13 protein-coding genes are annotated in these 12,308 nt (G+C 60.3%); 8 read left to right on the plus strand and 5 right to left on the minus strand.

Features of this window, described 5'->3' with window-relative positions; genetic code table 11:
• The 4 genes from HX846_RS00690 to HX846_RS00705 all read left to right on the plus strand — a co-directional run.
• Window positions 1-512 (plus strand): YafY family protein (locus HX846_RS00690; RefSeq protein ID WP_178964798.1); only part of this gene is annotated, 512 nt, incomplete at its 5' end.
• Window positions 513-564: 52 nt separating this feature from the next.
• Window positions 565-906 carry a nuclear transport factor 2 family protein gene (locus tag HX846_RS00695; RefSeq protein WP_008432007.1) on the plus strand — a complete coding sequence of 114 codons (342 nt, stop codon included), beginning with the start codon at window positions 565-567 and terminating at the stop codon, window positions 904-906.
• A 22-nt stretch (window positions 907-928) separates the two neighbouring features.
• Window positions 929-2,062, plus strand: coding sequence for a cell division protein ZapE (zapE, locus tag HX846_RS00700; RefSeq protein ID WP_178964799.1), 1,134 nt, complete (start codon window positions 929-931; stop codon window positions 2,060-2,062).
• 91 nt (window positions 2,063-2,153) lie between these two features.
• Window positions 2,154-2,645: a GNAT family N-acetyltransferase gene (locus HX846_RS00705; RefSeq protein ID WP_008432012.1), complete on the plus strand. Its 492-nt coding sequence runs from the start codon at window positions 2,154-2,156 to the stop codon at window positions 2,643-2,645.
• Between the two features lie 99 nt (window positions 2,646-2,744).
• Here HX846_RS00705 and HX846_RS00710 read toward each other — a convergent pair whose 3' ends face one another.
• From HX846_RS00710 to HX846_RS00725, 4 genes are all read right to left on the minus strand, one after another.
• The gene (locus HX846_RS00710) at window positions 2,745-2,960 is read right to left on the minus strand and encodes a hypothetical protein (RefSeq protein ID WP_087694368.1); all 216 of its coding nucleotides are present in this window, start codon (window positions 2,958-2,960) and stop codon (window positions 2,745-2,747) included.
• 150 nt (window positions 2,961-3,110) lie between these two features.
• Window positions 3,111-5,360 carry a TonB-dependent siderophore receptor gene (locus HX846_RS00715; protein WP_177021145.1) on the minus strand — a complete coding sequence of 750 codons (2,250 nt, stop codon included), beginning with the start codon at window positions 5,358-5,360 and terminating at the stop codon, window positions 3,111-3,113.
• Window positions 5,361-5,515: 155 nt separating this feature from the next.
• The gene (locus HX846_RS00720; protein WP_102369256.1) at window positions 5,516-7,255 is read right to left on the minus strand and encodes a phosphoethanolamine transferase CptA; all 1,740 of its coding nucleotides are present in this window, start codon (window positions 7,253-7,255) and stop codon (window positions 5,516-5,518) included.
• Between the two features lie 154 nt (window positions 7,256-7,409).
• Entirely contained in the window at window positions 7,410-7,586 is a 177-nt protein-coding gene (locus tag HX846_RS00725) for a DUF6026 family protein (protein WP_157222824.1), read from the minus strand.
• 244 nt (window positions 7,587-7,830) lie between these two features.
• On the opposite strand from HX846_RS00725, the gene gnd reads away from it, so the two are divergent.
• From gnd to HX846_RS00740, 3 genes are read left to right on the plus strand one after another with little or no spacing between them, the layout of a single operon-like run.
• On the plus strand, window positions 7,831-8,838 hold the full coding sequence (gene gnd, locus HX846_RS00730) for a phosphogluconate dehydrogenase (NAD(+)-dependent, decarboxylating) (RefSeq protein ID WP_256579633.1): 1,008 nt from the start codon (window positions 7,831-7,833) through the stop codon (window positions 8,836-8,838).
• Entirely contained in the window at window positions 8,835-10,358 is a 1,524-nt protein-coding gene (gene zwf, locus HX846_RS00735; protein WP_003217928.1) for a glucose-6-phosphate dehydrogenase, read from the plus strand. Before gnd ends, zwf begins: the two co-directional genes overlap by 4 nt.
• Window positions 10,355-11,179, plus strand: coding sequence for an HAD family hydrolase (locus HX846_RS00740; protein WP_178964800.1), 825 nt, complete (start codon window positions 10,355-10,357; stop codon window positions 11,177-11,179). Before zwf ends, HX846_RS00740 begins: the two co-directional genes overlap by 4 nt.
• Window positions 11,180-11,316: 137 nt before the next feature.
• Here the strand turns inward: HX846_RS00740 and HX846_RS00745 are convergent, their stop codons facing one another.
• Complete coding sequence (locus HX846_RS00745; protein ID WP_088423840.1) at window positions 11,317-11,577, minus strand: hypothetical protein; 261 nt, start codon at window positions 11,575-11,577, stop codon at window positions 11,317-11,319.
• 343 nt (window positions 11,578-11,920) lie between these two features.
• Here HX846_RS00745 and HX846_RS00750 point away from each other — a divergent pair.
• The coding region (locus HX846_RS00750; protein ID WP_256739752.1) for a VpsR-related response regulator at window positions 11,921-12,308 on the plus strand (388 nt) is incomplete at its 3' end.

Raw genomic sequence — 12,308 nt, forward strand, 5'->3', positions numbered from 1 at the left:
CGCTGATGCTCAATGCCGACGAGACCGAAGCCATCGTGCTGGGCTTGCGGTATGTCGACCAGCGCGGTGATGACGTACTGAGCCAGGCGGCGGCCAATGCGCTTGCAAAGATCGCCGACGTGCTTGACCCGGCTGCCCAGGAAGCCTTGCGCAATCCGACGGTGCTGCCGGGCCCGCCAGGCTTCGGCTACCCGGAAAATCGCGTGCCGTTGAATGTGTTCCGCGAGGCCATTCGCGGCCAGGCCAAACTGCACATCGACTACGCCGATGCCAGCCAGACCGCCAGCCAGCGCCTGATCTGGCCCCTGGCCCTGGGTTTTCTCAACGAAGTGCGGGTGATCGTCGCGTGGTGTGAATTGCGTGGGGCCTATCGCACCTTCCGCACCGACCGAGTGGCCGCCGCGCGCCTGCAAGGTGAACGGTATCCGGGGCGCCGCAGCGATTGGTTGCGGGGCTGGCGCAAGCTGATGGAACAGAACGAATCCGGGCCGTTCACTCCTGACAAGAACTGACACAACGCTGCTTTAGCATGGCTCCATAAATCACTAAAAAGGAGCTGTCACCATGTCCCAACCCACCCCTGAACTGGCCCCGGCTATTGCAACCTACATTGCCGCGGCGAATGCCGGCGACACCTCGCTGGTGGCCGACTGTTTCGCCGAAGATGCCAACGTGTTCGACGAAGGCGAGCACCGGGTAGGTACAGCCGCCATCGCCCGCTGGATGGAAGACACCGGGCGTCGTTACCAGCCCAGGGTCCAGGTGCTGAATGTGCAGCACCGCACGGGCAAGGTGCTGGTCAGCAACCTGATCACCGGCAGCTTTCCCGGCAGCCCGCTGGAGCTGCGCTATACCTTCCGCCTCAATGAACACGGCAAGATTGCCCGATTGGATATTTCCCTGTAGCCGTCATGGCATACTGCCGGGCATGACTTTCGACTCGCCACTTGCCGCCTATCAGCACGCCATCACCGAACAGGGTTTTGTCCCCGACGACGCCCAGCGTGAGGCGGTGCAAGCCCTGCAGGACTGCCATCAGGCCTTGCACCACGGCCCTGGGCCCATCACTGGGGTGTACCTGTGGGGCCCGGTCGGCCGGGGCAAGACCTGGCTGATGGACCAGTTCTACCAAAGCCTGGGAGTGCCAGCGCGGCGCCAGCATTTTCATCACTTCATGGGCTGGGTGCACCAGCGTTCATTCCAGCTCACGGGCACCCACGATCCCTTGCAGGCCCTGGCCCGCGAACTGAGCCGGGAAGTGCGGGTGCTGTGTTTCGATGAGTTGTTTGTCAACGACATTGGTGACGCCATCATCCTCGGCCGGCTGTTCCAGGTGATGTTCGAGGAAGGCGTGGTGATGGTCTGCACGTCCAACCAGCCACCGGACCAGCTGTACGCCGACGGTTTCAACCGGGATCGTTTCCTGCCGGGAATCGAGGCGATCAAACAGCATATGCGGGTGGTGGCAGTCGATGGCGGGGAGGATCATCGGCTGCACCCGGGCACCGCACTGCAGCGTTACTGGGTCGACCAGCCCGACGCGTTGGCCGAGGTGTTTCGCCAGTTGAGCGCCGGGCAGGCAGTGAGCAGCGCCCCGGTTGCGGTCGGCTACCGCTCCATCGTGGCAGTGCAGTCCAGTGAAACCGTGCTGTGGTGTTGCTACGCCGACCTGTGTGAGCAGCCGTTGGCGGCGATGGATTTCATGCTGCTGTGTGATCGGTTCAAGGCCATTTTGCTCGGCGAGGTGCCCAACCTCAGCGCGCAAAAGCGCCCGGGACGAATCGCCCGGGGCACCGAAGACGCTGCCGAACGGGTGGACGCCGGGGACCGGGAACTGCCGGAACTGTCGGTGCATGACGACAGCGTCCGGCGTTTCATCGCGCTGGTGGACGAGTGCTACGACCGCAAGGTGCCGCTGTACATCGAGGCCCGGGTGCCGCTGGAACGCCTCTACACCGAGGGTTACCTGGAGTTTCCATTCCGCCGCACCCTGAGCCGCCTGCAGGAGATGCAACTGGCACGGTTTGGCGAGCCTGGCGCGCTTTCACGCGGGCAAATGTAGTTAATCTCCTTCATCTAATGCCTGCACCACGCTTACAATCGAGCCCTTTTATGGGGACCGAGTCCCTGTCGCACCGTCAACGAGGAAGGAAATGGACAGCGCAGACATCCTGGTGCTGCAAGCCAGCTACACCAATCCGGTACACGCCGAGGCCATTGGCCTGGTGCTCAATCATTACGCCGAAGACCCCATGGGCGGTGGCCACAGCCTGCCGGCCGACCGCTTGCAGCAACTGCCGGCAGAGCTGGCCAAGCGTGCCCACGCGTTCAGTGTGCTGGCCTTTGTCGGCGGTACGCCGGCCGGCCTGGTGAACTGCTTTGAAGGGTTTTCCACCTTTGCCTGCCGCCCGCTGGTCAACGTGCACGACGTGGTGGTGATGGATCAATTCCGTGGCCTGGGGCTGAGTCAGAAGATGCTGCAAAAGGTCGAGGAAATTGCTCGCCAGCGCGGTTGCTGCAAGATCACCCTCGAGGTGCTTGAAGGCAACGCCGTGGCGCAGTCGGCGTATCGAAAGTTTGGGTTTGATGATTCGGTATTTGATCCGCAACATGGCCGGATGTTGTTCTGGAGCAAGCCGCTTTAATTAATGTTTATTTAATTAAAGGCAAAAAAAAGGCGCCAGCAAGTGGCGCCAAATTGACCTTGGCTATCAGAGCGGAATAGCACAGGTATTGCGGGTAAATCAGCTGTTCGGTGTGTTGGTAGTTTGGTCGGCCGTTGCCGGCTTTTCGGTCTTGCCGTCAGCCATTGCGGTTTGCTGGGCAGCACCGTGAGTCTGTTGCTGAACGAAGGTGAAGTTGTTGTAGAACTCCTTCGAACGCTCTGAGCCGCCTTCTGCAAAGGCGGCTACGGAAGTCATGGTCATCAGGCCGGCAAGGATAACAGTCGAAAATTTCATGGCAGTGTCTCAGTAAGTGTGTTGGGTCCGCGCGTTGTCATCAGCGGCGGGATGGGGAGACTGTGGGCCAATGATATTAAGTAAGGGTTAACCTCGCGCTGACCGAAAGTTAACGATTTCGTTAACTTCCAATCTTTAGCAGCGATGAATTCAGAGCTTCCAGTCCAGTGCAACGCTGATAGAGCGCGGGTCTCCCCAATACACGCCGTTATAGAAGCCGACGCGCTCGTAATATTTTTTATCAAATAGGTTGTTGATATTAAGTGACGCCGACAAGTGGTCATCGAACTCATAGCGCGACATCAGGTTGACCACGGTATAGGCCTGCTGGGTGATCCGGGTGCGCTCCCTGATCAGGGCTCCATTGGTGTCCCGGCCAACCGGGCGATAGGCGAAGTCGTAGAAGTCGCTTTGCCAATTCACCGCGCCGCCGACCGTCAGCGCGTGCCATTCGCCGGGCAGGCGGTAGGCCGTGGACACGCGCAGCAGGTTCAGCGGCAGGTGGGTGTTATTGCGCTGCTTGTCCCCGTTCAGGGAGTGGGTGTAGGTGTATCCGGCGGTCAGGTTCCAGTCGGGGCGCACCTCTCCGGACACCTCTACCTCGAAACCCTGAACCTTGTTGCCTTTGCCGCCGGATGTGAAGAACTGCTCACCGGTCTCCGGATCCGGTGGGGTCAAACTGTCCAGTTCCGCGACGTTGTCCTGTTTGCTCCAGAAGTACGCGGCCGCCAGGTTCAGGCGCTCTTCCAGCAGGCTGCCCTTGATGCCCACTTCATAGTTGCTGCCTACCACCGGCTCCAGGTATTGCTTGCCGGCGTTGCGTTCTTCCTGCGGGTTGAAGATGTCGGTGTAGCTGGCGTAGACGGTGTACTCCGGGGTCAGGTCGTAGAGCAGGCCGGCGTAGGGTGTCCACATGTCGTTGTGGGTCTGGCTGGATTTTGACGTACCGAGGAACTGGTCAGTGTCCCTGTTGTAGTTGTAGGTGGTGCTCTCGATCTCCCAGCTGCCGTAGCGGCTGCCCAATACCGCATGCAGGCGATCGGTCAGGCTCAGGCGGGTGGCCAGGTAGCCGGCCTTTTGGCGGGTGCTGCCTTGTTCGCCCTTGAGGCCGGTGTTGGTGTCGGGGAATTTGCCGATCCCGCCCATGTGTTTCCAATCGTCGATGCTGGTGTAGTCCTTCGGCACCGTACCGCTGCGCAGGTGTGGCGAAGCGTCACGCTGCTCGGACTCGCCGTAACCCACCATCAATTCGTGCTCACGACCCAGCAGGGCATAGGACCCGGACAGGTTCAAGTCGACCACGTCCATTTTCGAGGTGCCGAGCATGTGGCTGGTCCAGGCGGTCATGCCGCTGCGGTCGGCATTCGGGAAGCCTGAGCCGCCGTAATAGACCTTGCCGTCGGTGTCGCTTTCACGGTGGGTATAGGCGGCCTTCAGGTGCCAGTCACCCGCCAGGCGGTGGTCGAGGGTAGCGAAGGTGGTTTCATCTTTCAGCGGCCAGGAACTCCAGTGGGCCGCGATGTTGGCGGAGCGGGGCAGCCTGGCTTTGCTGCCGTCGCTGTTCCAGTAGGGCAAGGTGCCCCACGCGGTGCCCTGCACATGCTTGTTCTGGTAGTCGAAGCCCACCGCCAGCACCGTGTCGTCGGTCAGGTCGCCTTCGAGGATGCCGTAGCCGACTTCCCGTTGCAGCGCGTAGTTGTCGCGGTAGGACTGGGTGTCACGGTAGGCGAGCACCGTGCGGCCGCGCAGACGCCCATCAAACGCCAGGGGGCCGCCAACGTCCAGGTAGCTGTAGTAATTGTCGTGGGAGCCGCCACTGACGCCTGTCTTGGCCTGCCACTGTGCGGTCGGACGTTTGCGCACCATATTGACCGTGGCCGAGGGGTCGCCGGCGCCGGTGGTCAGGCCGGTGGCGCCGCGGACCACTTCGACCCGGTCGTAGATGATGGTGTCGGCATCGGACTTCATGCGGCCGAAGGTGTTGAGCATGCCGTCAATCTGGAAGTTGGTGATGCCGTAGCCGCGCGAGGAATAGCCGACCCGGTCGGAGTCCAGGTGCTGCACCACCACGCCGGTGGTCTGGCGCATCACTTCGGTCAGGGTGTTGAGGTTGAAGTCGTCCATCTGCTGGCGGGTGATCACCGAGACCGATTGCGGGGTTTCCTTGATGGACAGGTTCAGCCGGGTGGCGGTGCCCATTGAGCCTGTGGTGTAGGCACCGGTGTGTTCGGTGTTGGCGCCAAGGCCTTCGGCGGTGATGCTGGTGCTGCCCAGTTCCAGGGCTTTGGCCGGCGCTTGGGATTCCTGGTCGGGGTCGTTTTCGGCCAGCAGGTCCGGGCTCAGCACCACGCTGAAGAGGCCCAGGGTCAAGGTCATGGAACGGGTAATAGGCGCGAACATCGCGGCGAACTCCTTGTCGTCTATGAAAAATGCCATTGGCTCAAAGACGAAAGGAGGCGGGGAACTTTAGCGCTAAACGAGAATAATTATTATCTTAACGTTGCCGCCAAATCGGGTTTCACCGCATTGCGCGGATGAAACCCGGGCGATTCAAGCTACTTGACGACCACGCTGGCGGCGTCTGGCTTGGGCTTGATCAGGCTGAAATCAATCAGCGGTTTTTGCTGGCGTGCATACGGGTCGCCAATCAGCCGTGGCCGAGGCTTGAAGCTGTCACTGACCAGGCTCTTGCTGTGGTCCAGTTCGTCGAAGCTCAACCCGGCCATGTCGGCCCAGGTATGGATCAGCTGCGAGCTGGTGTAAGGGCGCTGCAAGTCACCGGCAAAACTCCAGTCATGGCTTTCACGCCACTTGGGTGATGCGTAGGCCATGAACGGAATGGTGTACATCGGTGCTGTCGGCTTGCCTTCGTTGCGGCCCAGGGTGTTGTGGCCGGCCGAATCGAACACGTCTTCGCCGTGGTCGGAAAGGTACAGCAGGAAACCGTTCGGATCGGTCTTGGCGTAGTCCTTGATCAGGCTCGACACCACGAAATCGTTGTACAGCACCGCATTGTCGTAGCTGTTGTAGGTCGGCAACTGTGCGTCGCTGACCCCCTCAGGCACACCCTGGCGGTCGGTGAACTTGTCGAAGGTCGGCGGGTAGCGGTACTGGTAGCTCATGTGGGTACCCAGCAGGTGCACCACGATGAATTTGCGTTCGGCGGTGTCGGACATGGCCTTGGCAAACGGCTCCAGCACGTCGCCGTCATACTGGCGCGCATTCTGGTTGCGGTTGTTGTTCAGGTACACCTGCTCGTCGGCCTGTTCGGAGAAGGTCGTGAGCATGGTGTTGCGCTTGGTCATGGTCTGCTGGTTGGTGATCCAGAAGGTCTTGTAGCCGGCCTGCTTCATCACGCTGACGATGGACGGGGTCTTGAGGTACAGGTCCGGGTTTTCTTCGTCAGCGAAGGTCAGCACCTGTTGCAGCGCCTCGATGGTGTACGGGCGCGGGGTAATGACGTTGTCGAACACCGCCAGTTGGTCCCGCAGCTTGTCCAGTTCCGGCGTGGTGTTGCGCGGGTAGCCATACAGGCTCATGCGCTGGCGGTTGGTGGACTCGCCGATCACCAGCACCAGGGTCGACGGCTGGCCGGCCATGCTGTCCTTGAGGTTGGTCAGGGGCGGGATCTTGCTGGCGCTGGTCAGCATGCCTTGCATGTTATCCAGTTGTTCGGTGTAGCGGCGGTAGGCGACGATCATCTGCCATGGCACTGCCGGCTCGATACGGGTTTCGAAGCGGTCGATGGCCAGTTCCATGGTCTCGCTCTTGGCGATCTGCTTGACCAGCGGGTAGCCGACGATGGCAATCACGATTGCGGCAGCCGCCAGCATGGCCTGGCCACGTGGCAGGTAAACCGGGCGTACGCGGGTCCACAGGAAAACGGCCATGGCGGTGTGGGCAATGAACGCCAGCACGATCCACCAGGCAAAGTATTGGGTGGCGTATTCGCCGGCTTCAGAGATGTTCGACTCGAACATGATGAAGATGACGCTTTGAGAGAATTCCTGCTGGTAGATGAAGAAATAACCCAGGCTGGCCATGGAACAGGCCCACAGCACCACGCCAATCAACCCCGCCACCAGGCGCGCGCGACGTGGGAACAACAGCATCGGCGCCAGCCACAGGGCGCTCATGAAGAATGCCTGGCGGAAACCACTGAAGCCGGAGGTGCCGGTCAGTTGGATCAGCAGTTGGGTAATGCCCGAGAAATACCAGAAGAACAGAAACATCCAGCCGAGGCCGGCCCAATCAAAACCTTTCGCAGACGTAGTGCTGCGTTTGAACATCGCCATCCAGCGCTCCAACCCGATAATTTCAGTGTCAACGCGCAGGGATGCACGCAAACAGAGGGCCTGCGCACGTAGCGCGGCCCTATTCGGCGGGAGTATCGGGAGGGGGATGTGAAAACTTCGTGAGTTATTCCTGAACGGTTCGTTCAGCCCACGTTCAGCAAAGTGCGGGCTGGGTGTCGGACGGCTGATTGAGCTGGCCCTGCAGGTGCGAGCGCAAACGCATGACTTCCTGCTGCAGTTGGTCGCGCTCGTTTTTCAACTGGCGCAATTCATCGCGGCGAATGGTGACGTAGAGGGTCTGTGGCGGACGGGTCATGTGTGCAGTGCTCATTGCTTACCTCGCAAATAGCCGGTCTATCGCGGTGCCAGAGCGCTTGAATCGAGGCTCTCGGCAACAGTCGGGGCAATTCTGAATTCTTTTTTTAATGAAGGGAACTTTTTTATTTTTGATGGTCGTTGTGACTTTTAACCCACTGAAGGCGAAAGGATGGCCACTTTTTGTCATGAAACTATGCCAATCCGCTCTGGACTAACCCTCATTAGCCTCATTGCGCTATAAACTGTGACACACATTTATTCGTAGTAAGGAGCATCAGCACATGCAACTGGGGATTATTGGACTAGGCCGCATGGGTGGCAACATTGCGCGGCGCCTGATGCTCAATGGGCATACCACCGTGGTTTACGACCGCAATGAAGCATTCGTAAAAGGTCTGGCAGGCGAGGGCGCCACGGGCGTTGCTGACCTGGCAGGCCTGGTGGCCGGGCTGCAAAAGCCCCGGGCGATCTGGGTGATGCTGCCGGCAGGCGACCCGACCGAGAACACCATTGAAGAACTGAGCCAACTGCTTGAAGACGGTGATGTGATCATCGACGGCGGCAACACCTTCTATAAGGATGACATCCGTCGGGCCAAGGCCCTGTCGGAAAAAGGCCTGCACTATGTCGACGTCGGCACCTCCGGCGGCGTCTGGGGCCTGGAGCGCGGCTACTGCATGATGATCGGCGGCGACGCCGAGACCGTTAAGCTGCTGGACCCGATCTTCGAAAGCCTGGCACCGGGCCTGGGCACCATCCCGCGTACCAAGGACCGTTCCGCCGCAGCGGACAGCCGTGCCGAGCGCGGCTATATCCACGCAGGGCCTGCCGGTTCCGGGCACTTCGTCAAGATGATCCACAACGGCATCGAGTACGGGATGATGCAGGCCTTCGCCGAAGGTTTCGACATCCTCAAGACCAAGAATTCGGAGAACCTGCCGCAAGACCAGCGCTTCGACCTGAATGTTGCCGATATCGCCGAAGTCTGGCGCCGCGGCAGCGTGGTGTCGTCCTGGCTGCTGGACCTGACCGCCGACGCCCTGGCCACCGATCCGAAGCTCGACGGGTATTCCGGCTCGGTCGCCGACAGTGGCGAAGGCCGCTGGACCATCGAGGCCGCCATGGAACAATCGGTACCGGTTCCGGTGCTGTCGAACTCGCTGTTCGCACGCTTCCGCTCCCGCCAGCAAAGTACCTACGGTGACAAAATGCTTTCTGCCATGCGCTTCGGCTTTGGCGGCCATGTGGAGACTCCCAAAAAATGACCGCCAACGGCAAGAAACCCAAGGCCGAACCCGCTCCGCCCACCACACTGTTTCTGTTTGGTGCCCACGGTGACCTGGTCAAGCGCCTGCTCATGCCGGCGCTGTACAACCTCAGCCGCGACGGGCTGCTGGGCGATGGCTTGCGCATTGTCGGCGTTGATCACAACGCCATCAGCGACGCCGATTTCGCCAAGAAGCTCGAGGACTTCATTCGCACCGAGGCCGCCAGCAAGGTCAAGGGCAATGCCGAGAACGCCCTGGACCCTGCATTGTGGGAACAGTTGGCCAAAGGCATCAGCTACGTCGAGGGTGATTTCCTCGACGACGGCACCTACGCCGATATCGGCAAGAAGATTGCCGACAGCGGTACTGGCAACGCGGTGTTTTACCTCGCCACTGCGCCGCGTTTCTTCGCCGAAGTGGTGCAGCGCCTCGGCGCGGCCGGCTTGCTGGAAGAAACCCCGGAGGCGTTCCGCCGGGTGGTGATCGAAAAGCCGTTCGGCTCCGACCTCGCCACTGCCGAAGCGCTGAACGCCTGCCTGCTCAAAGTGATGAGCGAAAAGCAGATCTACCGCATCGACCATTACCTGGGCAAGGAAACCGTCCAGAACATCCTCATCAGCCGTTTTTCCAATGTGCTGTTCGAGGCGTTCTGGAACAACCACTACATTGACCACGTACAAATCACCGCCGCCGAAACCGTCGGCGTGGAAACCCGTGGCAGTTTCTTCGAACACACCGGCACCCTGCGGGACATGGTGCCCAATCACCTGTTCCAGTTGCTGGCGATGGTCGCCATGGAACCGCCGGCTGCCTTTGGTGCCGACGCAGTGCGGGGCGAGAAGGCCAAGGTGATCGGGGCCATCCGGCCCTGGTCGCTGGAAGACGCACGGGCCAACTCGGTGCGTGGCCAGTACACCTCGGGTGAAGTCGGCGGCAAGCAGTTGCCGGGTTACCGCGAAGAGGCCAATGTTGCGCCCGACAGCAGCACCGAGACCTTCGTTGCCCTCAAGGTGTTGATCGACAACTGGCGTTGGGTGGGTGTGCCGTTTTACCTGCGCACCGGCAAGCGCATGAGCATCCGCGACACCGAGATCATCATCTGCTTCAAGCCGGCGCCTTACGCGCAGTTCCGTGATACCGAGGTCGATGAACTCAAGCCGACGTACCTGAAGATCCAGATCCAGCCGAATGAAGGCATGTGGTTCGACCTGCTGGCGAAAAAGCCCGGGCCGACCCTGGACATGGCCAACGTGGAGCTGGGGTTTGCCTACAAGGACTTCTTCGAGATGCAGCCGTCGACAGGTTACGAAACCCTGATCTACGACTGCATGACCGGCGACCAGACCTTGTTCCAGCGCGCCGACAACATCGAGAACGGCTGGCGTGCGGTGCAGCCTTTTCTCGATGCGTGGAAGCAGGATGACGGCATCCAGGCCTACAAGGCGGGTGAGGACGGCCCGGCGGCGGCTGATGCGTTGCTGGCCCGCGATGGCCGTACCTGGCACAGCCTCGGATGAGTGACTTGCCGAGTCAACCCATCCGTTTTGTGTTGAGTGATATGGATGGCACGTTGCTGCATCCGGATCACAGCCTCAGCCAGCGCACCATTGATACGGTTCGCGCCTTGCGCGCGGCCGGGGTGTTTTTCAGCCTGGCCAGCGGGCGACCTCCCAAGGCCATGCGTCAGCAGATCGAAGCACTGGGCATCGATGTGCCGATTGCCGGCTTCAACGGCGGCACGCTGGTCAATCCCGACGGCAGTATTCTGGTGGCGCATCACTTGCCGGCAGAAGCGGCGCTGGTGGCGTTGGCCTTGTTTACGCCGCAGCCGGACGTTGAAGTCTGGCTGTTTGCCGACGGCGACTGGCTGCGTCGCGATCCCGGGGGACCGATGGCGGTTCGCGAGGAGCACGGCCTGGGCTATGGGGCGATCGTGGTGGAGAGCTTCGAGCCGTATCTGGATCGGGTCGACAAGATTGTTGCGGCCAGTACCAATACCCAGCTGCTGATGGAGCTTGAGGCGCAGTTGCAGCCCAGGGTCGAGGGATTGGCCCAGGTGTCGCGTTCGCAGCCGGTGTTCCTGGATGTCACCGCCATGAAGGCCAACAAGGGTGAAGCATTGAGAACCCTTGCGGCGCACCTCGGTGTGCCACTGCAACAGACCGCAGCCATCGGTGATGGCGGCAATGACCCGGCGATGTTTCATGTGGCGGGGTTGTCGATTGCCATGGGCCAGGCAGAAGAGGTGGTCAAGCGCCAGGCCAGCGTCGTGACCGGCAGCAATGTCGATGACGGTGCGGCGGAAGCCATCGAGCGGTTTATTCTCTCGGCCTATTGATCGGTAACCACACTAATAAGTAGTCAGCTATGCAAAGTTGCAACTTGCATGGCTGACTGTCCACTTGAGTTAGTGCGGGTCAATATATTGCGCAGCCGGGCGGCACACTTTCGGGTGCCGTCTCACGCACGCTTCAGTTACTTGGGCATTGCCCAGGATTGCAACTGGTAGCCATCTTTGTCGAGTTCGGCACGGGCCTGCAACAGCAAGTCCTCGAGCTGTGCCGGGTCGGTATAAGTGCTGGAAGACAGCTGCTTGCTACCGATACGGGTATTGGTGCGGTCGATGACGCTCAGGCTCAGGGCGCCGTTGCCGTCGTGCCAGGCCACACATTGAAAGGGCTGGAAAGCACGGTCTGCGATCAAAAGAGCTTCGTTGATGCGGAGCGGGGCGTTCATGGGGTCTTCTCTCTAAATGCCCATTCAAGTGGAAGCCGTTGGTTGGGCGTGCCTAACGACTGGTTACTTGTACTGATGCACGATCACCGGGTGCGGGTCACATGTTAGAAGAAGATTTTTTAACTTTCCCTGATTAAAGTCATGTAAGGGGCTATTTTGAAAGCCTCATGAAAGTTATGCCGCGGCAATTGACCGCACCCGACTGACATAAAAGACCCGGTTCGTTCGCGACTTATAGCGAATCGGTACAAAGGGTGCGTCAAGATCTTGCTAGGGTTATCAGCAGACTTTGCAAATAGTTGTTTTTAAATAACTTTAACGATTTTGACGCCAAGGAATAGTCATGATTGTTACACCTGCCCCGCGCCGCCTGCTTGTGGTCGATCCCTGTGATGACTGCCACCGGCTATTGCCCGGTTTGCGCGCAGCGGGGTGGGACGTGGACAGCTGCGCCCTCGAGTCGGTGGGTGAGCGCTCCTGTGACGTGGGTTTGTTGCGCCTGCAGCCGTTTCACTTGGAGCGACCCGAAGCGGTCAAGGAACTGATCAGCCGCAGCGGCACCGAGTGGATTGCGGTGCTTAACCAGGAAGTGCTGCGCCTGCAGAATGTCGGCGATTTTGTCTGTGAGTGGTTCTTCGACTTCCATACCTTGCCGTTTGACGTGTCGCGGGTGCAGGTCACCCTGGGCCGCGCCTTCGGCATGGCGCGCCTGCGGGGCAAGGGCAACAACG

Source organism: Pseudomonas sp. K5002, from assembly GCF_013386655.1.
In the GTDB taxonomy this organism is placed as follows: domain Bacteria; phylum Pseudomonadota; class Gammaproteobacteria; order Pseudomonadales; family Pseudomonadaceae; genus Aquipseudomonas.